The sequence below is a fragment of the Glutamicibacter sp. AOP12-B1-11 genome, assembly GCF_052379245.1.
Taxonomy (GTDB): Bacteria; Actinomycetota; Actinomycetes; order Actinomycetales; family Micrococcaceae; genus Glutamicibacter.
On sequence record NZ_JBQSYL010000010.1, the window covers coordinates 98,154 to 123,791 of the forward strand.

General features: G+C 59.1%; 27 protein-coding genes. 17 read left to right on the plus strand and 10 right to left on the minus strand.

The genetic code is table 11. The features are described 5' to 3' along the window. Nucleotides 1-2: 2 nt before the first annotated feature. The 10 genes from pafA to ACT3UQ_RS07965 all read left to right on the plus strand — a co-directional run bounded on the left by pafA (nt 3) and on the right by ACT3UQ_RS07965 (nt 11,996). Complete coding sequence (gene pafA, locus ACT3UQ_RS07920) at nt 3-1,376, plus strand: Pup--protein ligase (RefSeq protein ID WP_105649139.1); 1,374 nt, start codon at nt 3-5, stop codon at nt 1,374-1,376. 194 nt (nt 1,377-1,570) lie between these two features. Next, the gene (locus ACT3UQ_RS07925; RefSeq protein ID WP_146113322.1) at nt 1,571-2,428 is read left to right on the plus strand and encodes an FKBP-type peptidyl-prolyl cis-trans isomerase; all 858 of its coding nucleotides are present in this window, start codon (nt 1,571-1,573) and stop codon (nt 2,426-2,428) included. 16 nt (nt 2,429-2,444) lie between these two features. Beyond that, nucleotides 2,445-2,840 carry an FKBP-type peptidyl-prolyl cis-trans isomerase gene (locus ACT3UQ_RS07930; RefSeq protein WP_096284437.1) on the plus strand — a complete coding sequence of 132 codons (396 nt, stop codon included), beginning with the start codon at nt 2,445-2,447 and terminating at the stop codon, nt 2,838-2,840. 104 nt (nt 2,841-2,944) lie between these two features. Beyond that, on the plus strand, nt 2,945-4,948 hold the full coding sequence (locus tag ACT3UQ_RS07935) for a helix-turn-helix transcriptional regulator (protein WP_444636880.1): 2,004 nt from the start codon (nt 2,945-2,947) through the stop codon (nt 4,946-4,948). Nucleotides 4,949-4,951: 3 nt separating this feature from the next. Continuing rightward, entirely contained in the window at nt 4,952-5,311 is a 360-nt protein-coding gene (locus tag ACT3UQ_RS07940) for a hypothetical protein (RefSeq protein ID WP_105552114.1), read from the plus strand. Between the two features lie 32 nt (nt 5,312-5,343). Next, nucleotides 5,344-5,559, plus strand: a complete 216-nt coding sequence (tatA, locus tag ACT3UQ_RS07945; protein ID WP_096284442.1) for a Sec-independent protein translocase subunit TatA — start codon at nt 5,344-5,346, stop codon at nt 5,557-5,559. Nucleotides 5,560-5,568: 9 nt separating this feature from the next. Beyond that, complete coding sequence (tatC, locus tag ACT3UQ_RS07950; protein WP_258133441.1) at nt 5,569-6,420, plus strand: twin-arginine translocase subunit TatC; 852 nt, start codon at nt 5,569-5,571, stop codon at nt 6,418-6,420. A 58-nt stretch (nt 6,421-6,478) separates the two neighbouring features. Continuing rightward, nucleotides 6,479-9,262: a DEAD/DEAH box helicase gene (locus ACT3UQ_RS07955; protein ID WP_105649137.1), complete on the plus strand. Its 2,784-nt coding sequence runs from the start codon at nt 6,479-6,481 to the stop codon at nt 9,260-9,262. A gap of 34 nt (nt 9,263-9,296) precedes the next feature. Continuing rightward, nucleotides 9,297-10,886 (plus strand): amidohydrolase, encoded by a 1,590-nt coding sequence (locus ACT3UQ_RS07960; protein WP_444636881.1) that lies wholly within the window; start codon nt 9,297-9,299, stop codon nt 10,884-10,886. 381 nt (nt 10,887-11,267) lie between these two features. After that, nucleotides 11,268-11,996 carry a polyprenol monophosphomannose synthase gene (locus ACT3UQ_RS07965; RefSeq protein ID WP_096284450.1) on the plus strand — a complete coding sequence of 243 codons (729 nt, stop codon included), beginning with the start codon at nt 11,268-11,270 and terminating at the stop codon, nt 11,994-11,996. An 82-nt stretch (nt 11,997-12,078) separates the two neighbouring features. On the opposite strand, the gene ACT3UQ_RS07970 is transcribed toward ACT3UQ_RS07965, so the two are convergent. From ACT3UQ_RS07970 to zapE, 6 genes are all read right to left on the minus strand, one after another. Next, the gene (locus ACT3UQ_RS07970) at nt 12,079-12,426 is read right to left on the minus strand and encodes an RNA polymerase-binding protein RbpA (protein WP_096284452.1); all 348 of its coding nucleotides are present in this window, start codon (nt 12,424-12,426) and stop codon (nt 12,079-12,081) included. 176 nt (nt 12,427-12,602) lie between these two features. Further along, nucleotides 12,603-13,532: an SPFH domain-containing protein gene (locus ACT3UQ_RS07975; RefSeq protein WP_258133442.1), complete on the minus strand. Its 930-nt coding sequence runs from the start codon at nt 13,530-13,532 to the stop codon at nt 12,603-12,605. Nucleotides 13,533-13,587: 55 nt separating this feature from the next. Continuing rightward, the gene (locus ACT3UQ_RS07980; RefSeq protein WP_105552117.1) at nt 13,588-14,058 is read right to left on the minus strand and encodes an NfeD family protein; all 471 of its coding nucleotides are present in this window, start codon (nt 14,056-14,058) and stop codon (nt 13,588-13,590) included. Nucleotides 14,059-14,161: 103 nt separating this feature from the next. Further along, on the minus strand, nt 14,162-15,010 hold the full coding sequence (locus ACT3UQ_RS07985; protein ID WP_105649136.1) for a putative RNA methyltransferase: 849 nt from the start codon (nt 15,008-15,010) through the stop codon (nt 14,162-14,164). Continuing rightward, complete coding sequence (locus tag ACT3UQ_RS07990) at nt 15,010-15,654, minus strand: peptide deformylase (protein WP_105649135.1); 645 nt, start codon at nt 15,652-15,654, stop codon at nt 15,010-15,012. The genes ACT3UQ_RS07985 and ACT3UQ_RS07990 overlap by 1 nt, the downstream gene beginning before the upstream one ends. After that, nucleotides 15,651-16,715, minus strand: coding sequence for a cell division protein ZapE (gene zapE, locus ACT3UQ_RS07995; protein WP_444636882.1), 1,065 nt, complete (start codon nt 16,713-16,715; stop codon nt 15,651-15,653). Before zapE ends, ACT3UQ_RS07990 begins: the two co-directional genes overlap by 4 nt. Before the next feature lie 337 nt (nt 16,716-17,052). On the opposite strand from zapE, the gene ACT3UQ_RS08000 reads away from it, so the two are divergent. From ACT3UQ_RS08000 to ACT3UQ_RS08020, 5 genes are all read left to right on the plus strand, one after another. Beyond that, nucleotides 17,053-17,412, plus strand: coding sequence for an ArsR/SmtB family transcription factor (locus ACT3UQ_RS08000; RefSeq protein ID WP_444636883.1), 360 nt, complete (start codon nt 17,053-17,055; stop codon nt 17,410-17,412). A gap of 494 nt (nt 17,413-17,906) precedes the next feature. Then, entirely contained in the window at nt 17,907-18,368 is a 462-nt protein-coding gene (locus tag ACT3UQ_RS08005) for a DUF3817 domain-containing protein (RefSeq protein ID WP_444636884.1), read from the plus strand. A 392-nt stretch (nt 18,369-18,760) separates the two neighbouring features. Next, nucleotides 18,761-19,072, plus strand: coding sequence for an SDR family NAD(P)-dependent oxidoreductase (locus ACT3UQ_RS08010; RefSeq protein ID WP_444636885.1), 312 nt, complete (start codon nt 18,761-18,763; stop codon nt 19,070-19,072). Continuing rightward, nucleotides 19,042-19,590, plus strand: a complete 549-nt coding sequence (locus tag ACT3UQ_RS08015; protein WP_444636886.1) for an SDR family oxidoreductase — start codon at nt 19,042-19,044, stop codon at nt 19,588-19,590. Before ACT3UQ_RS08010 ends, ACT3UQ_RS08015 begins: the two co-directional genes overlap by 31 nt. Nucleotides 19,591-19,968: 378 nt before the next feature. After that, the gene (locus ACT3UQ_RS08020) at nt 19,969-21,243 is read left to right on the plus strand and encodes a glycosyltransferase (RefSeq protein ID WP_444636887.1); all 1,275 of its coding nucleotides are present in this window, start codon (nt 19,969-19,971) and stop codon (nt 21,241-21,243) included. Nucleotides 21,244-21,277: 34 nt separating this feature from the next. On the opposite strand, the gene ACT3UQ_RS08025 is transcribed toward ACT3UQ_RS08020, so the two are convergent. Beyond that, nucleotides 21,278-22,261 carry an arsenic resistance protein gene (locus tag ACT3UQ_RS08025; RefSeq protein WP_444636888.1) on the minus strand — a complete coding sequence of 328 codons (984 nt, stop codon included), beginning with the start codon at nt 22,259-22,261 and terminating at the stop codon, nt 21,278-21,280. 119 nt (nt 22,262-22,380) lie between these two features. On the opposite strand from ACT3UQ_RS08025, the gene ACT3UQ_RS08030 reads away from it, so the two are divergent. Continuing rightward, entirely contained in the window at nt 22,381-22,758 is a 378-nt protein-coding gene (locus tag ACT3UQ_RS08030; protein ID WP_444636889.1) for a DUF3054 domain-containing protein, read from the plus strand. Here the strand turns inward: ACT3UQ_RS08030 and ACT3UQ_RS08035 are convergent. Both ACT3UQ_RS08035 and ACT3UQ_RS08040 read right to left on the minus strand, forming a co-directional pair. Next, nucleotides 22,744-23,289, minus strand: coding sequence for a hypothetical protein (locus ACT3UQ_RS08035; protein WP_105649125.1), 546 nt, complete (start codon nt 23,287-23,289; stop codon nt 22,744-22,746). The genes ACT3UQ_RS08030 and ACT3UQ_RS08035 overlap by 15 nt on opposite strands. Before the next feature lie 2 nt (nt 23,290-23,291). Further along, entirely contained in the window at nt 23,292-23,885 is a 594-nt protein-coding gene (locus tag ACT3UQ_RS08040; RefSeq protein ID WP_096284476.1) for a sigma factor-like helix-turn-helix DNA-binding protein, read from the minus strand. Between the two features lie 164 nt (nt 23,886-24,049). Here ACT3UQ_RS08040 and ACT3UQ_RS08045 point away from each other — a divergent pair, with 164 nt between their 5' ends. Beyond that, the gene (locus ACT3UQ_RS08045) at nt 24,050-24,331 is read left to right on the plus strand and encodes an Lrp/AsnC family transcriptional regulator (protein ID WP_096284479.1); all 282 of its coding nucleotides are present in this window, start codon (nt 24,050-24,052) and stop codon (nt 24,329-24,331) included. A gap of 79 nt (nt 24,332-24,410) precedes the next feature. Here the strand turns inward: ACT3UQ_RS08045 and trpD are convergent, their stop codons facing one another. Beyond that, nucleotides 24,411-25,478: an anthranilate phosphoribosyltransferase gene (gene trpD, locus ACT3UQ_RS08050; protein ID WP_444636890.1), complete on the minus strand. Its 1,068-nt coding sequence runs from the start codon at nt 25,476-25,478 to the stop codon at nt 24,411-24,413. Between the last annotated feature and the right edge of the window lie 160 nt (nt 25,479-25,638).

Below are 25,638 nucleotides of genomic sequence, written 5' to 3' on the forward strand. Positions count from 1 at the left end.
TGGTGGATCGCAGAATCTTCGGTCTGGAGACCGAGTTTGGGCTGAATTACGTGCCGTCCGACGGGCGGCGGCTCACCCCGGAAGACGCGGCACGGCACCTTTTCCGGCCGGTCGTCGCCTGGGGGCGTAGCTCCAACGTGTTCCTGAACAACGGTTCGCGGCTCTATCTCGACGTCGGTTCCCATCCGGAATACGCCACCGCCGAATGCGATCAGCTCCTGCAGCTGATCGCCCATGACCGGGCTGGCGAGGCGGTGATGCTCGATTTGGTCGAGCAGGCCGAGGAGCAGCTGCTCGAAGAAGGCCACGAGGGCCGTTTGTTCCTGTTCAAGAACAATGTGGACTCGGCCGGCAACTCCTACGGCTGCCACGAGAACTACTTGATTCCACGCAAAATCGAGTTCAAGCGGCTCGCCGACATGCTCATTCCATTCTTGGTCACCCGCCAGCTGCTCTGCGGTGCCGGGCATCTGGTGCAGGTTCAGGACCAAACCAAATTTGTGTTCTCCCAGCGTGCGGACCATATGTGGGAGGGCGTCTCCTCGGCGACCACCCGTTCGAGGCCGATTATCAACACCCGCGACGAACCGCATGCCGATGCCGAATACCATCGCCGCCTGCATGTCATCGTGGGGGATTCCTCGATGAGCGAAACCACGCAGCTGCTGAAGATCGGGGCCACCGACCTGGTCTTGCGGCTGATCGAGTCGGGGGAGATCTACCATGATCTGCGCCTGGAAAATCCGATCCGCTCGATCCGCAGCATCTCCCATGAATTCACCGGCCAAACGGTGGTGCGTTTGATGTCCGGCGACGAGCCGACGGCCTTGCAATTGCAGTGGAAGATCCTGGAACTGGTCAAGGCGTTTGTGGCCCGCCATGGGGCACACCACGACCAGGTCGAACGGGTTCTCGAATTGTGGGAGCGGGTGCTCGTCGCCATCGAAAGCCAGGACTTCTCGCCGATCGACCAGGATATCGACTGGGCGATCAAGCACAAGCTGATCACCGGATATGCGAAGAAGAACGACTTGGCACTGGATTCGCCTCGGATCGCGCAGCTGAACCTGACCTATCACGACATCGACCCGAACCGCGGGCTCTTCCATCTGTTGCGCCGCCGCGGACTGGCCAGTTCGGTGCTTGATCCGGCGATGATCCACGACGCGGTGGAGAACCCGCCGGCCACCACCCGTGCGGCTCTGCGCAGCAAATTCATTCGCGCCGCGCGCGCCACCGGCCGGCGCTACTCAACCGACTGGGTCCATATGAAGTATGAGGAAGGCGAGGGCGGGGTCGTGTTGTGCAAGGATCCCTTTGCCACCTCTAATTCGGCGGTTGATGAGCTCATTGAAGTGATGCGCCGCCCCGTATGACCAGCTGAAAACAAGTATTTTCACAGTAAATACCCCTAAGCTAGATGCAGATCGTCGCGCGCCCTTGCTTCGGCAAGATGCGTCAGCAGAACAAATAATTCTTATCGGAAAGAAGATTCGTGCGAAAAGTTTTGGCAGTATGTGCAACCGCGTCCGTCTTGGCCCTCGTCTCCTGTGGTTCGGGCTCCAGCTCCGTGAGCAAGGTCGAGGTGAAGCCAGCCGCAGACGAGCAGACCGCGCCCGAGGTCAATTTCAAGGCTCCGCTGCTTACCGAGAAGGAAGAGGCAGTCACCGTCGTCGAGGGTGATGGTCCCGATATCAAAGATGGCGACACCATCGACATCCAATCGGGCCTCTACAAGACCATCGATGGGCAGCTGACCAACGAAAACTTCACTGGCGCCACCACGCAGATGCCGGTGGACGCCACGCTTAAAGAGCAGATGCCTGAACTCTATGAGACCCTGCTGACCTCGCAGGTCGGGGACTGGATCGCCTACGCGGCCATCGACGGAGTGCAGCAGCCCGACGGCAGCATCGCCGAGCCTGCCGAGGGCGCTCGCGCCGAACGCCTGATCGTCATCAAGATCGCCGACTCCGTCGGTGCCAGCAAGCCGCTGACCCAGGACGAGGTCAAGAAGCTGAAGGACGACGGGAAACTGCCAACCGTAAAGACCGGCAAGGGCGACCCGATCATCACCATCCCTAAGGACACCGAGGCACCCGAGGGCCTCGTAGTGGATGTCCTCGAAGAGGGCACCGGTCCGGAAGCCACCGAAACCGCCAGCGCCAACGTCCACTACCATGGCGTGCGTTGGGAAGACGGCAAGAAGTTCGACGGAAACTTCGGCGACGACAAGGGCTTTGACATGAAGATGTCCGGCGGCGTGATCGAGGGCTGGCTCGAAGGCCTGAAGGGCCTGAAGGAAGGCAGCAAGGTCTTGCTGACCATCCCGTCGAATATGGCCTACGGTGACGACGTTTCCTCCGGACGTCCAACCGGACCGCTGGTGTTCTACGTAGAATTAGACAAGGTAACCGAAAGCAAGTAACAGAAAGGCCGTAAACATGTCCTTTGGAGAACGTAATTACGACCGCACCAAGCCTGAAATCGACTTTCCAGGTACCGACGCGCCCACCGAGCTGGTCATCACCGACCTGATCGAGGGCGACGGCGCCGAGGTCACCCCGGGCACCACCGTCCAGGCGCACTATGTAGGCGTTTCTTGGTCCACGGGCGAAGAGTTCGACGCGTCCTGGAACCGTGGTTCGACCCTCGACTTCCCAGTGGGCGTCGGCATGGTCATCCAGGGTTGGGACCAGGGCCTGTTGGGCATGAAGGTCGGCGGTCGCCGCCGTCTGGAGATCCCGTCCGAGTTGGCCTACGGCGAACGCGGCGCACCGGGCGCCATCGCGCCGAACGAAGCCTTGATCTTCGTGGTTGACCTGATGGGCACCAAATAGTTCATTGAAGAAAGCCCCAAGAGTTGCGGACATTTTCGCAATTCTTGGGGCTTTCCTCGTCTTCAAAGTCTTGGATCAGCGTGGAAGTTCGTTAGGGTAGGCACGTGAGCACAAAGCAGAGTGACGGACCCAGCAAGGCGGAACGCCTGACAAGTCTCATCTACGCGTTGGCGACTACCGAACGGAAGTTCAATGCCGAACGCATCGGAGACTATCTGAACCCTGCTGGCAACCCGGAGGCCCGTGAAAAGGCCATCGAACGGTTGAAGGACGAGATCCGCAACGAGTTCGGGCTGCGGCTGATCTCCGAAAGCGTCGACGGGACGGCGTACTACCGAATCGATACCAGCGACTGGTTCTTGCCCGCAGTGGACTTCACCGTCGCCGAAACCGGGATGATCGCGCTCGCGGCGAGCCTCTGGAAGGATTCGAAACTCCAAGCCCTCGCGCTCAGCGCCGCCGCGCGCATCACCGGCAAGCAGAGCACCGAGCTGAGCATCGCACCTTATGCCGCGGCGATGCTCCCGCGGCTGTCCATGGACGACCCAAATTTCAAGAGCTGTGCGCTGGCGGTTTTCAACAGGAAAACGCTGAAGTTCGATTACCAGGACGCCCAGGGAAACACGACCAAGCGCGTCGTGGATATGTGGGGGATCGGCCAACGATTCGGCAACTGGTACTTCACCGGCTGGGACCACTCGCGCGCCGCGCAGCGCGTTTTCAGGCTCAACCGCGTGCAGGGAAACTTTGCCACCCAGGTACGCCGCGACGGCGCCTCCAGCGGGGATTACCGGGCACGCCCAGAAGATTTTTCGATGACTCGGGTGCTCCAGGATTTTGACCTGCGCAACCCCGGGCATCTTGCGGTCATCGAACTGCTCGACGAGCGGGCCACTCCGCTGCGGGCCCGTGCGATCAACGGGACGCGCAGCTCCGCGACGCTCAATATCGGATACGCCGACCGGCATTCCTTTGCGGCCGAGCTAGCCAGCTTCGGGGCGTCCATCAGGGTCCTGGAACCAGCGCAACTGGTTTCCCAGGTGACGGAAATTCTCCGCCGAGCTCGTGCGGCGCAGGCGGATATTCCCACGCGGCCGGCGGTGAAGAGCGCAAAGTTCACGCCGCACCGTGCCATGGGACGAAGCTCAACCGCCCAGCAGGTGATGCGGAATATCGACATGATCCAGTTCGTGGTCTCCCAAGGCTCGGCGACGATCGGCGAGTTGTGCGAACGCTACTCGTTGTCGCAGGCGAAGGTTCGCGACGAGCTGGCGATGATCATGATGTGCGGGGTGCCAAATGGCCAGCACGATGAACTGATCAACGTAAACGATGGCGATCTGGATTCGGATGTAGTCACCATCTCCAACGCGGCCCTCCTTGCCGAACCGCAAAAGCTTGCCCCGCTGGAGGCCGTGGCGGTGCTGGGCGGCTTGAACGCCTTAGGCAGCATCCCGGAATTCGAGCACCGCGAAGTGCTGCAGACCGCGTTGGAGAAGATCAATGCCGCGGTGGCACGCTTCGAGGGCTGGAATGGCGCCTTGGGCTTTGCCTTGAACCAGGTCCGCGAGCATGACACTCCGGGCCAGCTGATCCAGGCGCTGCGCAACGCCGACGTCGTGGAAATCGACTACTATTCGGCGAATTCGCAAACCCACCAGTTGCGCGTCATTGAACCCTTGCGGATCATCGAAGACGGTCCGGTCCAGTACCTGCGTGCGTGGTGCCGTACCCGCGAGGCAATCCTCACCTTCCGGGTTGACCGGGCGCTCGAAGTCACGCTCACCGGGGAGCGCTTTGAACTCACCGAGCGCCATCGGGATGTCGAGAAGCTGGATTTCAGCTATTCGGCAAACAGCGATGATCTAGAAGTTGAATTTTTCGTGCATCAAGACGTTCTGCCGGTGATCGAGGCATTCAACCCGGTAGCATGGTCTCAATCCAAGGTTGACTCGGGCCATCTTGCGAAAGTGCAGCTATCGGACCATCTCGTTGCGGCCCCTTGGGTAGCCCGCAACGGCGGTAAGATTGCTGTAGTCGCCCCTGACGCTACACGCGAACGCGTGACTAAGTGGTTGGACGACGCTATCAGAATGTATGAGGATTGATAGATGCTTCCTTGGTGGTTTTGGGTTCTCCTATGGACCGTCCTAGTCCTTGCAACGCTGCTCCTGGCGGTGCTTGCCGGCTTCCGTTTGTTCCGTCGCGGCATGGCCGTGCTCGGCAGCGCTTCGGACGCGGCTGACCATATTAGCGGCGAATTCGCCAAGCCCGGCAGCGTAGTTGACTACGCGCCGGTGGGACGGCGGTACCCCCACGGAACCGATGCAACTCATGGCGATCCAGAGAAGATCGCCAAGAAGAGGCTGAAGGGCAAAGCCGAACGAATCGAGGCGCGACGTGTCAAGCGCGTGGCTCGTCGCAGTGATCGAGGACAGGCGCAAAACATGCGCGATCTGAATCTGTTCTGACGTAGACTTAAGTTTGAGAGAAGGGAACCAACATGTTTGGTGGTTTACAGGGATGGCATTTGGTCATCATTATCGTTTTGGCATTGCTGCTCTTCGGTGCGCCGAAGCTTCCAGGCTTGGCACGCTCGATGGGACAGTCACTGCGTATTTTCAAGTCTGAGGTTCGCCAGATGAAAGACGATGACAAGCCGGAAACCGTTGACGGGACCGTGAATGAACCTAATCCCGACGAAAAGAACAACTCGTAGACCTTTTCAGTGGTAAATAGCAAAGATAAGGCGCCGCGCGGCAGCAAGAAGGCGCGAGCCAAAGACGCCGAGGGGCGGATGTCCCTCAAAGACCATCTGATCGAAGCGCGCAATCGGCTCTTCAAGTCGTTGATCGCCCTGGCGATCGGTACCGTGGCGGGGTTCTTCCTCTACGACGACCTCCTGGCGCTGCTCATCGAACCGGTGAAGGCAGCCGGGGGATCGGTGAACTTTACCGCGGTGATGTCTCCTTTCGACATTCTGCTGAAGGTCGCGATCTTCGTTGGCGTAGTCGCTTCCTCCCCGGTCTGGATCTACCAGATCTGGGCCTTTATCGTGCCCGGACTGAAAAAGAAGGAACGCCGCCTGGGCTATTCCTTCGCCGCGGCCGCCGCACCGTTGTTCCTCGGTGGCGTGGCCATGGCCTATTTCGTTCTTCCTTTCGCATTGCAGTTCTTTATCGGGCTGGCGCCGGAGAATTCCGAAACTCTGTTCACCATCGATACCTACCTGCCATTTATCTTCCGGCTGCTGCTCGCCTTCGGCCTTGCCATGCTGGTGCCGGTCTTGATGGTGGGTCTGAACATGGTCGGAGTGCTGCATTCGAAGGTCATTCTCAAGAACTGGCGGATTACCGTCTTCCTCATCGCCCTCGTGGCAGCCATGGCGGCACCAGGCGGCGACGCGATCACCATGTTTGCGCTAGCCGGACCCCTCTTCCTGACCTTCGCCGCGGCCACGCTGTTCTGCTTCCTGAACGACAAGAAGCGGGCTAAGAAGCAGGCGGCACAAGATGCGGCCAACGAAAATATGGCGGACGGGACCGCCTCATCGATCGATGAACCAAGTACCGAGGTCTAGCAGCAATAGCTAAGTGTTTCGGAACGGCGATCCCGTTCCAGAAAGTGAACGGCCGATAGTGACTTCACCCGCGGAGCGATACGCGAATTCCAAGGAACGACAGGTCGAAAGCGGCACCTATTTGCCCGACTTCCGTGCCAGCGTGTCCTTCAACCTCGATGAATTCCAGTCCCAAGCCTGCCAGTCGGTGGCCAACGGCCATAGCGTGCTGGTCGCCGCGCCCACCGGTGCGGGCAAGACGGTTGTCGGTGAATTCGCTATCTACCAGGCGATTCACGAGCACCGCAAGGCTTTCTACACCACCCCGATCAAGGCGTTGAGCAACCAGAAGTATTCCGAACTGGTCAAACGCTACGGGCCGGAGCAGGTCGGGCTGCTCACCGGTGACACCTCGATCAACAGCGAAGCCCAGGTGGTCGTCATGACCACCGAAGTGCTGCGCAATATGCTCTATGCGGACTCCCGCACGCTGGATGGGCTGGGCTACGTGATCATGGATGAGGTCCACTACCTCGCCGATAAGTTCCGCGGCGCGGTGTGGGAAGAAGTCATCATTCACCTGCCCTCGAACGTGCAGACAATTTCCTTGTCGGCCACCGTATCCAACGCCGAGGAATTCGGCGGTTGGCTGGATACCGTGCGCGGGCAGACCGACATCATCGTCTCCGAGCATCGCCCGGTCCCGCTCTTCCAGCACGTGATGGTCGGCCCTGAGCTTGTGGATCTCTTCGCCGAAGACGTCGCCTTCGACCGGGCGGCCGACGAGGATGCCAAGATCAGCGTCAACCCCGAGCTGCGCAAGCTGGTTCGCAGCAACCGTCCGGCCGGACGCCCGCAGCGTGGTGGACGGGGACCGCAACGCGGCCGTGCCCAAGGACCGGGCCTAAGCCGCCGGGTCAGCCGCCGCGACGTGATCTCCCGGCTGGATAAGGCCGAACTGTTGCCGGCGATCTTCTTCATCTTCTCCCGCAAGGGCTGCGATATGGCCCTGCAGCAGTGCGTTGCGGCAGATCTGCGGCTCACTACGAACGAGGAAGCCGCGCAGATTGCCGAGGTGCTGGACGAGGTCGCCTACCGGATACCCGGTGAGGACCTCGATGTGCTCGAATTCTGGTCCTGGCGCGACGGACTGCTGCGCGGGATCGCCTCGCACCATGCAGGCCTTCTGCCGATCTTCAAAGAGATTGTGGAGGACCTTTTCGCCCGAAATCTGATCAAGGTGGTCTTCGCAACCGAAACGCTGGCCTTGGGCGTTAATATGCCGGCCCGTTCGGTGGTACTGGAAAAGCTGGTGAAATTCAACGGTGAGTCCCATGTGCAGATCTCCTCGGGGGAGTACACCCAGCTCACCGGGCGCGCAGGTCGCCGCGGCATCGATGTCGAGGGCCACTCGATCGTGCTGTGGAATCCGGATATCGAACCGGAAGCCTTGGCCGGGTTGGCCTCCCGGCGTACCTACCCGCTGAATTCCTCCTTCCGTCCGACCTACAACATGTCCACCAACCTGCTGGCGCAGTTCGGACGCGAACAGACCCGCCAAATCCTGGAGTCGTCTTTCGCGCAGTATCAGGCGGACCGTTCGGTGGTCGGCATGGCGCGGCAGGTGCGTTCGCGTGAGGAGTCGTTGGCCGGCTACGAGAAGTCCATGGAATGCCATCTGGGGGACTTCCGCGAATATCTGAAACTCCAACGCGACCTTTCCGAAGCCGAGAAGCGGGCGGCCAAGAACCGCAAGAACCTCCGCCGCTCGGCCGCAGAAAATTCCCTGCAGTCGGTGATCCGCGGCGATGTCGTCGATCTGCCCGGCGGACGACGATTCGGGCGGGCGGTCATCGTCGCCCTGGACGAGTCGCTGTACAACCCGCGCCACACGGTACTGACCGAAGAAGGTCAACTGCGCCGGCTCTCCGTCGATGACCTCAACGGTCCGATAGAGATCATCTCCCGCATCCGGATCCCCAAGGGGTTCACCGGAAAGAGCCCGAAGGAACGCCGGGATCTGGCCACCGCCTTGCGCAATGCGATCGCCGATGAACGCCCTCCGCGTCAGGACGCCCAGAGCTTCAATTTCGACGGAGCGGACTCCTTCGAGCGCGAGAGCGACAAGCTGCGCCTGGCCATGAAGGACCACCCCTGCCATGCCTGCTCCGACCGGGATGCGCATATGCGCTGGGCCGATAGGTACTGGAAGCTGAAGAAGGACACGGACAAGGCACGTCGCGCGATCCGCGGGCGCACCAATACGATCGCCACCGAGTTCGACAAGGTCTGCAAGGTCCTCGAGCGGTTCGACTACCTGATTCCCAGCAATGACGGCGAAGACTACGAAATTACCGCCTCGGGCCGTCGGCTGCGTCGCATCTATGGCGAACGCGACCTGTTGACCAGCCAAGTCCTGGAAACCGGCAAGCTCAACGGGCTGCACCCCGAAGAGCTCTGCGCGGTGGTTGCGGCGCTGGTCTACCAGGGGCGCCGTGACTACGACAGGCCCGATCCGAAGATGCCCACCGACCGGGTCGGCGATATCTGGACCCAGACGATCAATATCTGGGGCACGCTGTCGGACGCCGAGGAGGCACTGGGGTTGAACCCCACCGCACCGCCTGAGGCCGGACTGATCTGGCCCATGTACAAGTGGTCGCGCGGCGCTTCGCTCAACAGCGCACTGCGCGGGGGAGATATGGCTCCGGGCGACTTTGTGCGCTGGGCCAAGCAGGTCATCGACACCTTGGACCAGTTCGCCAAGAACACCGACCTGCCGGTGGAGCTGGTCAGGTCCGCGCGTCAGGCAGTTGACCTGGTCAAGCGTGGGGTCATCGCCTATTCGAACGTCCTTGATTAATCGCAGCCGGTTTGAGAGCAAAGGAAAATAACTCGTGGCACTAACCTTGTACCGCAATGGATCCATCTATTCCGCGGCCGATCCTTTCGCAACGGCTCTGGTCATCGACGGGGATACCGTCGCCTGGCTGGGCGGTGAAGAGGCCGCCGACCGTTATGCTGCGAAGGCCGATCGGGTGATAGATCTTCAAGGCGCCTTGGTGACCCCGGCGTTTGTGGAGTCCCATGCCCATTTGGCGGCCCTCGGCCGCAGCCTCGGGGGAGCGGACCTGACCGGCGCCGGCTCGGCCACGGCACTGCTGGGCCTGCTGGCGCAGCGCGCCAAAACCGCTGAAGATGTGGTGGTCGGCCAGGGCTGGGATGAAACTGCGTGGTCCGACCCTTCGCTTCCGAACGAAACCGATCTGACCTCGGCCGCCGCTGGCCGGCCATATTACCTGTCCAGGCGCGACGTGCACAGCGCCCTGGTGAACCGGGAGCTGCTGGACCGGCTAGGTCTGGGCTCCGTCGACTCCGGCCTTGTCCGCGGCGCCGAGCACGACGAGGTACGCCGGGCGTTGCTGACCCAAGGCCCAGCGGTGGAACAATTCCAGCAGCTGGCCTTGGAACACTACGCCTCGCGTGGCTTTGCCACGGTCGTGGAGATGGCCGCCCCGCAGCTCGAGGGCCGTGCGGCGCTGGACCAGCTGCTGGCCGCGGACCTCTCGGCTTTGCCGCAGGTCTACGCATACTGGGGCGAGCTGGTGGACAGCGCCGAACAGGCCGATGAACTGATGCGTTCCTTCCCGCAGGGCCGGGTGCTTGGCCTCGGTGGAGACCTGAGCGTGGACGGCTCCCTCGGCAGCCGCTCTGCCTTCTTGCGTGAAGACTACAGCGATCAGCCCGGCCACCGCGGCCAGGCCTATCTGAGCGTCGAGCAGATCTCCGGACACCTGATTGCCTGCTCGGAGCAGGGGATCCAGGCGGCTTTCCACGTGATCGGCGATGCGGCCCTGGACTTGCTGCTCGAGGGCTTTGATGCGGCGGCGCAGCGGATCGGTGTAGCCAAGCTGCAGTCGGCGCGGCACCGCTTGGAACATGTGGAAATGGTAGATGAGCCAACTCGTGCACGCTTGCTTTCCTACTCGATCACCGTCTCCATGCAGCCGGGCTTCGACGCGCTCTGGGGCGGCCCTGAGGGCATGTACGAGCAACGCCTGGGCGAGCGCTCGGCAACGATGAATAATCTTTCTGCCATGCTCTCCAGCGGCGTTCCGCTGGTGCTTGGCTCGGACGCCCCGGTCACCGAGGTCGATGGCTGGGCCGTGGTGCGCGCGGCCATGTCCATGAGCAACCCGGAGGCAAGTATTTCGGCTCGCGCCGGATTCATGGGCCAAACCCGCTCGACCTATCGTGCGATGGGCGAGCTGAACCCGTTTGCCGGGCAGCTGGTCATCGGCGCTCCGGCCACGTTCGCTGTGTGGAGCGCGTCCGAATTGGCGATTCAGACCCCGGATGAGCGAATTAGTTCCTGGAGTACCGATGCTCGTGCGGGAACGCCGATGCTTCCGGTGGTTGATGAAGAGATTCCGCTGTGCTTGCGAACCGTGCGTGCCGGTGTAACGATCTTCGACCGGTTGGATTAGCGGAATTAGCCCTGAGCATAATCCCCACTGCCGCAAGTTCTTCAATATCACAAATCTAGCCTTTGACAAGTATAGATTTAGTGAAGATTGTAGTCACCATATGGTTGACAGCCGGGGTAGGGGAACGACTAGGCTGGGGGACAGCGCCTCATCGTAATGCACTGCATTGCGTTCGAAACGACGCAGTACGATAGCGATCCCCGGTGACCTTAGATAACATTTCGCACGCTTCGCGCATGTGAGATTGGGCCGAAGTCACCGGGGATTGCTGTGTCTAATAGTGCTGCGGGTTTCCGGGTGACTATACTTTGAATTTGGCTTTACTCTCCGCCCTGTCCGCAGGTTGGAACTTCTGTTGTATATCTAGAAAGGTGCCGCCGCGTGCGCGTCATTACGATCATTCCGACTTATAACGAATTGGAGTCGCTCCCACTGACGGTGGGGCGTCTTCGACAGGCCGTTCCGGATTCGGATGTTTTGATCGTGGACGATAACTCCCCGGACGGCACCGGTGAACTTGCCGATAAGTTCGCGGCCGAGGACTCATCGGTCCACGTACTTCACCGGACCGGCAAGGAAGGCCTGGGCGCGGCCTACATCGCTGGCTTCCGCTGGGCGCTGGAACGCGACTACGACGTGCTGGTGGAAATGGACGCCGATGGCTCGCACATGCCTGAGCAGCTTCCACGCCTGCTGGAGGCCAGCGCCGCCGGCGCCGACCTCGTCATCGGCTCACGCTGGGTCAAGGGCGGCGAGGTCGTCAACTGGCCGCTGCACCGCAAGCTGATCTCCCGCGGTGGCAGCTTCTACGCTCGCACCATGCTCGGCCTGCCGCTGCGCGACATTACCGCCGGATACCGCGCCTTCAAGCGCACCACCCTCGAAGCGATCGATTTCGACGCAGTAGAGTCCCGCGGCTACGGATTCCAGGTCGACATGACCTTCCGTGTGGCGATGCTGCGCAAGAAGATCGTCGAGGTTCCGGTAACTTTCGTGGAACGTGAACTTGGCGATTCGAAGATGAGCGGAAACATCGTGTTCGAAGCAATGTGGAACGTGACCCGTTGGGGACTAGGCGCGCGTTGGAAGAAACTGACTTCCAAGAAGTAGCGCCAAGAGCATAGAAAAAGGGAGGCGGTTTCCAACTCGATGAGTTGGAAACCGCCTCCCTTTTCTGCAGAAGCTTCGAAAACTACGCTGATTCGCCTCGCGAAACGCGCAGGTGGGTCAGGCGGTCGCCCAAGATCTTCTCAAGTTCTTCCGTGCTACGACGCTCTAGCAGCATGTCCCAGTGGGTACGTACCGGCTTTTCGTTCGCTGCTTCAGGGGCGTTGGCCTCGCCGTGGACCAGCTTTGCCTCTTTGCCGCTCTTGGTGAGCCAAGTGGCAGGAATTTCGGCTTCGGCTGCGAAGACGATGAAAATACCTTCGCCCTCTTCGGTACGGTACTCCACACGCTGACGGGCAGCCGGCTCCACACCTGCCTCAGATTCCATGCTCTGTGCACCCAGGCGCATGCCTCGTAGGCTGCGATCGCTCATGATTTCCCTCCGCGGTGTTTTAAAGAATTCGCTACACGTACCAACGATTGGTCTCACTAAATAATTCCCAGGGAATATTCGCGACACCAAAACATCCATTATACGCGTCGATGGCGGGGTACGTCATGCGCACCCCGCCATCGAACTGATGATATTTCACCCTACATGCTCTGAAATTAGATTCCCGAGTTGTTTTTTGGCGGCTCTACCGGTCCTTCGCCCGGGTTCTGGCTGTTGCTGAACGCGCCGCCAATACCCTTCAAGGCCTCGGTCAGCTCGCTAGGGATAACCCAGAGCGTGTTGCTCGTACCCTCGGCCAGTTTCGGCAAGGTCTGCAGGTACTGGTACGCGAGCAATTCGGAATCCGGCTTACCGGCGTGAATTGCATCGAAGACCTTCTGAATGGCTTGGGATTCGCCATCTGCGCGCAAGATCGATGCCTGGGCATCACCTTCGGCCTTCAGGATCGAAGACTGGCGCTGGCCTTCGGCGGTCAGGATCGAGGACTGCTTGACGCCTTCGGCGGTCAGGATCGCCGCACGGCGATCTCGATCCGCGCGCATCTGCTTCTCCATCGAATCCTGGATCGAGATGGGTGGATCGATGGCCTTCAGCTCGACGCGAGAGACACGAATGCCCCATTTGCCGGTAGCTTCGTCCAAGACACCACGCAGCTGGCCGTTGATCTGGTCGCGGCTGGTCAAAGCCTCTTCCAGGTTCAAGCCACCGACGACGTTACGAAGCGTGGTGGTGGTGAGCTGCTCTACCGCCTGAATGTAATTAGCGATTTCGTAGGTGGCGGCGCGTGGTTCGGTGATCTGGTAGTAGATCACGGTATCGATCGAGACCACGAGGTTGTCTTCGGTAATCACCGGCTGCGGTGGGAAGGAAACAACCTGCTCACGCAGATCAAGCATTGGCAGCAGTCGATCCACGAATGGGATCAGTAGCGTCAGCCCCGGGTTGAGGGTTCGATTGTATTTGCCGAGACGTTCCACAATGCCAGCGCGTGCTTGCGGCACGATACGAACACTGCGCAACAGAACAACGATCACGAAGATCGCCAGGACGACAAGTACAATTGTCGTGCCAAATCCATTTTGCATGGTGTGTACTCTCTTTCCTAGTGCGTAGTAATGGAGGGGTTAAACCGTGGCGAAGCTAGGCTTCGTCTTTCGGCGCGGGGTTGAGGTACGCGGTGGCGCCCTGGATGCGGCTGACTACCGCGTAGGAACCTGGCGACATGGTCGCCGCATTCGCTTCGGCTCGGGCGGTCCAGATTTCACCGGCAATTTTTGCAGATCCGGACAGACGCGATGTAGGTTCCAGAATCAGCGCATCCTGTCCGATCAAGCGCTCAATATTCGTTCGGAAGCCTTCGGGCGATTTCTTCAGGTGCTTAATGGCAACCGGCCTGACCAAGAAGATCATCAACAGCGACATCAAACAGAAAACGACTACTTGCAACCAGATAGGTCCGTCGAAAAGCGCTACGGCGACACCGCCCAACGCGCCTACGCCAAGCATGACGAAGTAAAGATCCAGCGAGATCATTTCAATTATGGCCAACAGCAGGAATAGCGCGAGCCAAATGACCCAGGCATTGCTGATAATCCATTCTGCCGTTGTCATGGCATCCACCTTCGTTCAAAAGAGCAAGGGCCAATTGCGAGTGGCCTTTGCTCCATTCTGCCGTAATGAGACAAGAAAAGCGGTAGTCATTTTGGGGTATTTTCTAGCCTTCGCGGACGAATATATGTACTCCAAAGGATGCGTTGACTCTTTGCGCTCCGAGGGAATCGGTCTTTGCGCGTAAAACCTCGGGGGAGAGGTGATGTCCTGCCGGTCCCATGAAGGCCAAGTTGAACAGGTCGCTGGTCTGCAGGTCCATCGCATAGCTCAAGTTTGTCGACTGCTGGTGCCGCAATCCCGCGGCACCGAACTTTTCGATTAATGATGCCTCTTTGTTTTCTGCGATCCCAAGCATTCCCAATGACTCACGGATCTCTTGCAGATGGTCCTGCGCCGCGGTGACCACCAAGCAGACACCGCGTTTGCGTAGGACGCGCTGAAACTCTGCTGGATTATGTGGGGCAAAGCAGTTCAGGACCACGTCCCGCGATTGATCTGCCGACGGTAGGCGACGCCAGACATCCCACACCATGGCCAGCGTATGTGGCAGTTTCGCCGCCCTCCGCATGGCATAGCGTGAAATGTCCAAGGCCAGCGCGTCAACCTCGGCTGCGGATGCCGAAGCGATCATTTCGCCCAGGTAGTAGCCAGTTCCGGCGCCGGCGTCGAGCACGTCAAGCTTGTTCTCTGGATGGTGTCCGGCAATGGAAGCACTGAGCTCCTTCGCCAAGGGCGCGTAGTGCCCTTGGTTCTGGAAGTTCTCGCGGGCGTTGACCATTGGCCCAGTATCTTCGATGAAGTTTGTCCCGCGGCCAGTTAAGAAGTTGAAATACCCTTGCTTAGCCGCATCAAAACGGTGTCCGTCCGGGCAGTTCAGGCTGCGTCGCGGCTCGGTGGATAGGACCAGGGACTGATCGCAGACCGGGCACAGGACCGTGGTGCTATTCGACATTAGAATTTCAGCTCTTCTCGGGCCTGGCCCAGATCAAGTCCTGGGTAGCGGTACAGTTCGGTTTCGCCGATCAGTGAACGCGTGAGCGCCTTGTCGATGTAGACGGTGCCCGCTAGGTGATCCGTTTCATGTTGCACAATTCGTGCTTGCCAACCAGAGAATTCACGGGTGACCATTGATCCCTCGCGGTCACTGTAACTAGAGATGATCTCTGCGGGGCGATGAACTACAGCTTGGAATCCTTCGAAAGACAGGCAGCCCTCATAGAAGACCGCCTCGCGCTTACCGGCTGCACGATAGCTGGGATTGAAGATTTCCAGATATTCCAAGGGAGTGCGTTCGCGTAGCGCAGCAGATTCCTCGTCGATCGGGTACAAGTCTTCGAGCACCGCAATCTGCAAGGGGATGCCGATCTGCGGCGCTGCGAGCCCAACCCCGGGAGCGGCGTACATGGTCGCTCGCATCACCGCAAGCAGTTCGTTGAGAAGCTCTGCGGGCAGCTGACCCGCGTAGTGCTGAGCTTGTTGGCGCAGTACCGGGTGCCCCAGCTGGACTATCGGGACTACTTGATCCTTGGACTCCGCCAAGATCCCAACCACCAGATCGGTCAGGTCTTTGGCAAAGAGGTCATTGCGGTCATTCACGGGGTGGTCCGATCAGTTGCTTCTTCTGAATATTGCAATTGCGCCAAACGCGACTCGAGCCGGGCGCGTTCGGTGTCGTGCAGCCTATGGCCCAGATGCTCTAATCGATCTTGAGTGTAAAGGTGCACCTCAAGGTCCCTGTCATAGAACACATCAATGAGGTTAGCGAATCGCCGTTCTTCGTCCATCGGCATGGACTGGCTTGAGGGTACCGAGGTGATGTGCCAGCAGCTGAATTGGGAGGCGAGGGTAAGGTAGTCCGCGGTATTCCTGCGGGTGCGGCAGAGCTGGTCAAAAGAAATTTCAATGGTTGCTCCGCGGTATCTAGCGGGGCCGATTTTGTCGTAGCCAACCTCAAGGTGCACGTCAAAATCTGACTCGTCGATAGGGGAGTAACCCGGGTTGAGCGTGCCAGCGCGGTAGCCTTCGCGGCGCTTTCCAGCTGGTGCCGCTAGCGTGCGGTAATCTACGGCAGCATCCAGCTCGAAGACATCGAAAGTTGAACGAATTAGCTCGATAGTGGGCTCCGCGAGATGGTGGAAGTACTCGTCATCCAGTAGCTTCTCTGGCTCGTAGTTCGAGGTCGTAACCAGGAAGATTTCATGTTCTTGGCAGTAGCTGACGAGTTTGGCCATGAACATGGCATCACCTGGTTCAACGCAATGAAACTCATCGAACAGCAATATTTTGATGCCGGCGAGTTCACGTTGCAACCCCTGCGCGAAAACCGAGCCAAGGCTCTGCTTCTCGGCACGCTGGCCTGGCTTGTTGATCGCTCGGAAGAACTCATGGAAGTGGTAGCGCGCGGTGACGGTCTGATCCAGATCGGCGCAGAAAGCGTCTAGCAGCATCGATTTGCCACGTCCCGGTGGGCCATAGACGTAAACGCCACGTGTGGCTTGAGTCGACGGGTTTGCAAGCCTTTGACTCAGCAGTTGGACGAGATCTTGCTGACGCTGGTCGAGACTGAAGCCCTGGCGTTGCAGGGCTGAAATTACACGGCGCCTACGTTGCGCGACTCGACGGATGCGCAGCAATCTAGCAGGCAGAAGTGAAGGCATGAGTAAATCTTCCCATTAGCTCTAGCGACTGCCAATTTTCTTCACGCCGACACTAGCGGTCTCGAGGAGCAAAAGGGCAAGGTGAACTTGAAGGAAATACGCCAAGAAGGGCAATATGCCTAGTCAGCAGGCTATTTACAACAGTTGAAGTGTCAACTATTATTAGGGGAGTGGTTCCTGAATTCGACGCACCTATGATCAAGGCAATCATAAAGTCATGACCAAGCTATCGCTTTATTCGTTCTCGTGACCATAATGGTTGCACCGAGGCCTCTTTGTGCGGCGCGTCATTGGCATCACAAACTCCGGCCAAGTGCCTAGTCGAGGAGTGGGGATCATGACCAGTGAATACGCTGGGTTGCCAGCACGCGAGGAGATCATATCCAATGATCTGCTCGACATGTCCATGACGATCCTCAAAACCTTGTCGGATCCAGCCAGGCTGCAAATGCTCTGGGCGCTGACCAAGGCAGAGCATTCCTTGTCGGAGCTTTCGCAATTCGTTGGAGTCAGTCCAACAGTTGCTGGCCAGCTGCTTACGAGGCTTCGAACCACCGGAGTGCTGCAGACGCGCAAATCTGGTCGGCATGTCATCTATTCGATGCAAGACGAGAGACTCAAGAAATTCATCGGGCAGACATTGGACTTCGCTGAATACCGACTTCGCATCAGCAATGAAGACGAGTCGGCCGTCTAAAGGCGCCAAATGACGGCGGCGCATTCTCCGAATCAATCCTGCACTAAGTAGCCAGTTACCACCACTACCCAACGTTTGGTCATTGAGCCGATAATCTACATTATGTAAAGTAGTGGAAATCTGGCACTCCCCATGGTGGTCTTGCTCATGGCATTTGCCCCGGCTCACTACAGTTGGGGCATTCTAATTTCTGACTCATTTTAGTTGAGGCAGATCCAGCTCAATATGGGCGGATAATTCTCTCCGGACTGCAAGGATATCGGTTTCACGGATGCGGGAATCGATTGCCAAATAACAACTGTTAACAACTGTTTCTGGAAGCAAGGCATACCGATGGCGGAACTCGCTTCTGTGGAAGCAAAATGCAGCAACTCACTGGCAATCAGATTGAACGGAAGGCGCGAATTAAACACACGTAGTCTGAGCCGATAGTCTATAGGTAGAGATAATCTCGAAGTTGTTCGCCCCCACCACTCAAGGACTGAAATCAGCCCATGTCTCCAAGCGCCCTCTATCGCACCGTTGCCAGAGCCGAAGCCGTCACCTGGACTATGCTCATCATCGCAATGATCTTAAAATACGGGGTAAAGGTCGGCGATTGGCCGGTATCCATTGCAGGTTTTATCCATGGGTTTGTCTTCCTGTCCTACGTTGTCATGTCGGTTCTCGTAGGCATGAACCAACGCTGGAGCAAACGTCTCATTATCGGCGCCGCGGCTACCTCGATCATTCCGTACCTGACTATCCCCTTTGATAAGTGGCTGGAGAGCAAGGGAAAGCTCGTTGGCGCATGGCGCACAACCGCGAGCGACCATCCTGCTGACAGGAAATGGACCGATGCAGCCATGCGTTGGATGGTGGGCCGTCCGGTGCTGACCGGGGCGATCCTGTTGCTTGCGGTCGTCGCGATTTTCTCGACCATGCTGGTCCTTGGCCCTCCGGGCGGACGCGGCTAGCACCCTGAAATAGACCATGGATTAGTCGGCCATGCTGTCCAATGCATTTAGGCGCGAGTTTGTTTTGCTAAACCCGCGACAACCACTTATCCCGAACACTTGGAAGCGTTCAGCCAAACGCGGGTCTATCGGGTCGATGTCCGGGATCGGCTACGCGCTCCCCCGCAGCGATCCAAGAAGATTACGCTATCGTCCTGATCAGCCATACCTCGACGTGGAACGCAGCAACACAGCTGATCCGCTGGCCCGGCACCCGGGACAACCGCCGCCATCAGTCAAACGATGGCAACGACTAGGAGCCTGCTATATTACAGCTCTGCATGCAACCCGAATTTCTAGCTAACTAGCAACTAGGGCACAATTGCCCGCCTTCCCCAATGAAGAGGACCACCATGTCAACTAAACTACCAACAGTAATCATCACAGGTGGGACCGGCGGCATGGGGATAGCAACGGCAAGACTCATGGGGCGCGACCACCGAATCGTATTGGCTGACCTCGACCAGACGCGCCTCGATAATGCAGTGCGCGAGCTGGATATGGCTGGAGTCGAAGCAACGGGCGTAGTGTGCGATATTGCCGACAAAGCGTCCGTTGAGCACCTTTTCAGTGCGCGGTCTCTGACGGAAGTCGTGTTCGCGCGGTGGTCCACACCGCTGGCATCAGTCCGCAAATGGGTACGGCTGAACGCATCGCCCGCATAAATGCAACTGGCACAGTCAACATTGCGCAGGCGTTTCTCTCCAGGGCGGCCACCGGTGACGCACTGGTCAATGTGGCGTCAACGGCCGGGCATAGCATTCCCAAGCTCCTGATTCCGTCGCGTGCTTTCCGACGGGCCGAGCAACAGCCCGACGCCTTCGAGCAAGCGATCGTAAAGCGAGCGAGGCTCGTCGGCCCAAAACTGAAAGCTGGTCTGGCCTACGCGATCAGCAAGAACTTCGTCCACTGGTACAGCCGTTTCATTGCGGCGCGGTTCGGCGAGCAGGGAGCGCGGGTCGTATCGGTCTCCCCAGGGAGCTTCGATACAGCAATGGGGCGTCTGGAGGAGAACCACGGGGCCGGCAACCTCATCAAGACGGCAGCCATCAAGCGATTCGGCAAGCCCGAGGATGTCACGACTGTTTTCGCGTTCTGCGCCAGTGAAGCACCCGGCTACCTGACCGGGGTCGATATCCTGGTCGATGGTGGCACCAAGGCCGGACAAGAGTTCGCAACGTGACAGAACAAGGCATTCTGAGAGGAATGGCCCTCTCTGCTTGATGCGCAAGGCGAACGCCTATCCCAAGTCCAGACGTGCTTTCCTCCTGAACGGGGTGCGAACTTCTAGGCCCCGGCACCCCTCGAACGCAAGGCGCCGCCACCCTGCGCGGAAGTTCATAAGCAACCGCAGCTTCTTCAACTCCCGCACCAATGATCCGCCTTCCGCAGCGAATCGCTCCCTCCTGGCAGGATCTGTTCAGCTACGCCGTACCAGGACCGGTTGCACACGCGTTGTTTTCCGGATTTCACGGCGGTCCCTGGCAATTCCGGCAGGAGTAGCATTGGCGGTGTGCCGGGAATCCTGGTCGCCAAGTGGACCGTCGAGAGGGAACAAGCCATGCGCGTCTTGATCATGTCGTTCGGTACCCGCGGCGATATCCAACCCTATGCCGCTCTGGCTGGTGAACTGGCACGTTCCGGGCACGACGTTGACCTTGCAGTCCCCGAGGGGTTCGCAGATCTGGTGCCGGACAGCGGGGGCGGAAGCATCACGCACTACCCCTGCGGTTCCGAGATGTTGCGTCTGCTCCGCGAGGTTCTGCCCGAGCTGCGTGGTCCGCGCGATGCGTTGAAGACGCTCGGAATCATGACCTCCGCGATGCGCGAATTGAACGCGGAGTGCTGGGCTGCGGCGCAGTCCTCGCGCCCGGACATCGTTGTGTACCACCCCAAGTGCTTGGCCGGGCAGCACATCGCGCAGGTGCTGGGCGTGCCCGGCGTGCTTTCCCTCCCGCTTCCGTTTTTCACCCCGACGCGTGCGCATGCAATCCCATTCGTTGGCGGTGCCTCCTTCGGTGCGTGGGGCAACCGCGCGACCTATGAGTTCAGGCGGATGGCAGGGCTCATGTACGGCGGCATGATCAATGATTTCCGGCGCGAGGTCGGACTGGGCCGCATTGCTCGCCTCGCGGACCCGCTCAAGAATCCCGACGGGAGCCCGGTCCACGTCCTGTACCCATATAGCAAACACGTGCTGCCAATCCCCCGCGACTACCCATCCTCCGCCCACGTCACCGGATACTGGTTCCTGGATCAAGATGATGATTCCAATTGGGAGCCACCGGCACAGCTGGCGGACTTTCTCGCCAACGGAGCCCCTCCGGTGTATGTCGGGTTCGGTTCCATGGGCTTCGGCAAGGGAGCAAACGAGCGCCTGCAGGCGATTTTGTCCGCGTTGCAGATTAACGGTTTGCGCGGGATCGTTGCGACCGGGTGGGGCGGGATCACCGCGCGCGAGTCCGGGACGGACGATGTCCTAGTCCTGGAGGGCGCTCCCCACCAATGGCTCTTCCCGCGCGTCTCGGCGGTCGTGCACCACGGCGGTGCCGGCTCGACAGCGGCCGGGCTGCGGGCGGGGCGACCAACACTGGTCGTGCCGTTCCTTGGAGACCAGCCGTTCTGGGGCGCGCGTTTGCACGCGCTCGGTGTCGGCCCCGCTCCGCTACCGGCCAGGAACCTGGCTGCCGGCCTGAACGATCGTCTCGGCGAGCTTGTCCGCACGGATTCCTACGCGCTCCGTGCTGTGGGTCTAGGCGCGGCTATTCGAGCCGAAGATGGCCTCAGCAACGGTGTGCTGGTCCTGGAGCAGATCGTCGACGGGTCTGCGCGTTGAGCCGAATTCGGCCGACGTGGTGTCGAATGCTCGCCTAATTCCGGACGGGATTTGGCTCCCGGAGAATTTTCGGAACCAAACGCATGAGTATCAGCATGCACAGCAGTTCTACCAGCGTCTGGGTGACCACAACCGTGGGTGCCAGATCGTATTGTGCCGGCAATGCCAGAGCCAAGGGCAAAACTACCAACGAGTTTCGGGTGATTCCGCTGAAAATCAATGCGCGGCCCGCAGCAATATCGGAAGTCGATAATTTGGCGACAAGCGTTCCGACGGCAGCCATGATGATTGCGAAAGCCGCAAATATCGGCAAGACACGAATCACCTGCTGCAGTTCATTCGCTACGAAGGCGATCTGCGATCCTACGACCGCGGCAAGAGTCGCAATCATGAGAGGCACCATTAACCACTGGGCGGCCGAGATGACGGTACCGGCTTGGGGAGCTCGTTGGGCTATAAACCTGGTCAGCGTTGCCGCAACCAGAGGGAGAACGATGAGCCCCAGAAAGGCGCCAAGAAATTTTCCCGGCGCGAACAGTTCCACTGCCTGTGGGCCCATTATCAGGAAGATAAACGTTGGTATCAACAGCATCTGCAAAACCATCAGCAACGGTGTTGCGGCCAGCAGCCGATGACCCGCTCCCCCGGCAATGTTCGTGAACACAATGACATAGTCCACGCAGGGAGCCAAGAGCACCAGCAGGACGCCAACCAAGAGTGCCTGATCGTTTTGCACGAAGCGAGATAGGCCAAAGACAACGACGGGAACCAAAAGGAAGTTCACGAGTACCAGCGCACCGAGAAACTTCAGGTCTTTGAACGCATCGCCGAGTTTCCCTAGCGGCAATGCTAAGAACGTGGCATAAAGCAAGAGCCCAATCAGTGGATTGATCGTGAATTCCAGAACTGGTTTGCCTGCGGGCAACCACAGTCCGAGCAGGCAGCCGCCGAGTATCGCAGCTAAATAGAGAATAATCTGGTGTCGTTCCATCCAGACTTCACCAGGCCAGCTTCTCATGCCTCTCAGTCTAACGATCTGCGGAGCCCGCCAGCAGCGAGGTGCTTTTGTGGCGAAGGCGACTGGGCTCGATGCCGATCGGAACAGAAGCCGTTCGGGCCATTGCCTAAGATGGAATCATGTCTGAAAATATTCGCAAATGGCCGTTGTGGGCCGGCGTCGATGTAGTGCTCATTGTCCTATTTGCGCTTCTGGGGCGCCGTGAACATGAGCACGCGCTGTCAATCAGTGGAATATTGTTCACGGCCCTGCCATTCCTGATCGCCTACCTGATCATGACGTTGATTTCCCGGCCGTGGGTGACCATCAACCGACTATGGCCAACCGGTGTTCTCGTCTGGCTCGGCACCGTGGCTCTTGGACTTGCCTTGCGGGTGGCGATGAATTCGACAGCCGCCCTGCCGTTTATCATCGTGACGGTTCTGGTGCTTGGCCTCTTCTTGATGGGGCGACGTCTCGTCTGCAAGCTCGTGGCTCGTCGCTCAGTGAAGAAGTAGCATGCCTAGGCCATAGCCAGCGGCGGCTACTAGGCAACTTGAAAACGTTCCCAAGATGAACTGCTCGGCTGCCTGATGGTTTTTCAGTTCGGAGAAGCGGCCAAGGCCCTTAACCGCAAGTACGACCGCGATGCCTTCCGGCCAATGTGCCCAGAGCGTCGCAACCACCGCAGAACGCTCCAGCAGTCCGATCCACAAGCCACCACGCAGTGGCGAGGGATCGGACTTTGGGCTTTCTTCCACCTGGTCCTGGCGTGAAGCCAACTGGAAAATTAATTCGGTGAGTGGCCCGCCAAAACTCACGGCAAAAAGCACACTGACCGCAATGATCAACACTTCGGGAACGGCAACCGGGCCTTCGTCGAGCCGGGCGGCAAGTCCCAGGATTAAAGTCACTACGGCAGCCGTTGCCGCAATGACCGTGAGTACGTTGCGGAACTTCGCCCTAGCGCCCTGCGCCCCGCCGAGGAAGCTGGCGGCCACCGCGATCACTACGGCAAATACAAGTACGGACCAGGCAACCCAAAGCATACTCACTCCCCTATCTGTCGCAGTTGCTTGGACAAAGACTTGGTGGCTTCCTCCATCATGCGGTTCGCTTCGAACCATAGTGCTGCTGAAAGCCTAGATGAGACCGCCTGCTGGGTGATGCCCAGGCGCGCCGCAATTTGTTGTTGGGTCAGCCCTTGATCGGCTAGCGTTCCGGCTTCCCAGGCCGTAGCGCGTCGCTTGGAAATGATGCAAGCGGTGAGCTGGAGTTCTGCTTCCAGTCGAGTCGCTTCTTCCGTGGGTCCTTCGACGGCTACGTGTGCGTTCGTATTCTTGGCTCGTTCCACCGCATCTCTGGCGAATACGAACGCCGGTCCCCTGCCGGCACGGGTCTCTTTGGGCAGTGGGAGCTCTACTTGGCCAAAACCCAGGCCAACGCTCCAATCTCCCGAAGCGGCCATCATGACGGCGAGATGGATTGCTTCCATTGCGTCATCGAAGACGGCCTGGACCTCATCGCCCGCCGTGCGCTGGAACGGCCTAATGTGCGAGACCGTGGAGTTGGCCTGCTCTATTAGCGCTTCAACCTTGTCCTCGCCTTGACGCGAACGACGCTGGTCGATAGTTAATACGATCATATCTACAATCCTAATCCCTTGTATTGTTTTTTACAAAAGTTAAAGATTGTTTAATGCCTGGTTATACCTCGACTCACACGTGGGAGTCCTCTGCGCAGTGCACTAGAGTTATTTTATGAAGCAATCCCCAAAAGCGGGGAATTTTCTAACGTTGAGAGGTTTTCATGGTTACCGCATTCGTCATGATTCAGACGGCAACCGACAGTATTCCTGAGTCGGCGAAGCAGATCTCGGAAATCGAAGGAATTAGCGAGGTGTATTCCGTCGCCGGCGACTGGGATCTCATCGCTGTGGCACGCGTCCACAAGCACGAGGACTTGGCCGAGGTTATTGCTAATCGACTGTCGAAGATCCCGGGCATCCGCCAGACCCAGACGCATATTGCCTTCCGTGCCTACTCGGCACACGATCTAGAAGCGGCCTTCTCGCTGGGTCTAGACGACTAGGAATCTGTTGACACAAGAAAGGGAGCTTGTCCCGGATTGCTAGGCATCCGGGACAAGCTCCTTTTTTTGTACGAAATTGCTACTTTCCGACGATCCTGGAAGTTGTTGCCGACCAGGTATTCAATGCCTTCGCAGCGGCGCCCGAATCGATGGAATGCTCCGCGCGGAGCATCGCCGCGCGCATCCGGTCCGGAAAACTACCCTGGGCATCCTGCGCAAAGGCGACCATGCCCGCCGCGGAGTTCAGCACCACGGCATCTCGCACCGGACCGGTTGCACCGGAGACGATATCGCGGACCACTCCCGCGTTATAGGCGGCATCTGCCCCGCGCAGGTCATCCAGCGTCGCGCGCGCAATGCCGAGGTCTCGTGCGTCAAAAGCGAACTCTTCCACCTTGCCCTCGCGTACCTCCCACACCATATTGGGGGCGGTGGTGGTGAGCTCATCCAGGCCATCATCGCCGCGGAAGACCAATCCGCGCACCCCTCGGCTGGCGAGAACGCCTGCCATGATCGGTGCCATGCGCAAGTCCGAGCAGCCGATGGCCGAAGCGCTGGGAAGCGCCGGGTTGGTCAGCGGTCCCATGAAGTTGAAGGCGGTAGGCACCCGCAGCCCGCGACGCGCACCAGCAACATGGCGCATCGAAGGGTGGAAAATATTGGCAAAGCAGAATGCGATGCCCACCTCGTCATAAACGTCTACCAGGCGTTCGATCGGCACGTCGAGATGCACGTCGAGCGCCTCGAGCACATCGGCAGAACCCGAAGAGGAAGAGGAAGCGCGATTGCCGTGCTTTACGATCTTCACCCCGGCGCCGGCGCACACCAAGGTAGACATGGTCGAGATGTTCACCGTGTTCTGGCGATCGCCACCGGTGCCAACAATGTCTAGCGTTTGTGCGTCGATGGTCAGCTCGCGCGCGTTGGCCACCATGGAGTCGACCAGGCCGGTCAATTCCGCCACGGTCTCCCCCTTGGCGCGGAGCGCAACAAGGAAGCCGGCGATCTGGACATCGCTAGCTTCTCCGGTCATGATTTCGTTCATCGCCCAGGCCGCTTGTTCGCGGCTTAGGTGCTCGCCGCTAATCAGGGAAGCCAAAAGATCTGGCCACGTTGGGAACTTTTCGTTTGCAAGGCTCGTTGACACGTATGTAAGCCTATCGATGCTGCTCCCCCGCTGCTACTTCGTGTCGTTGCGTGATGTGCCGCAAGACATCGAACTTATCGCCGAAAATGCCCCTAATTAGGGCATGTTTGTGTTTCATAAACGATTGTTTCGTGCGGCGCGCCGGATCAAGCTCTACGAA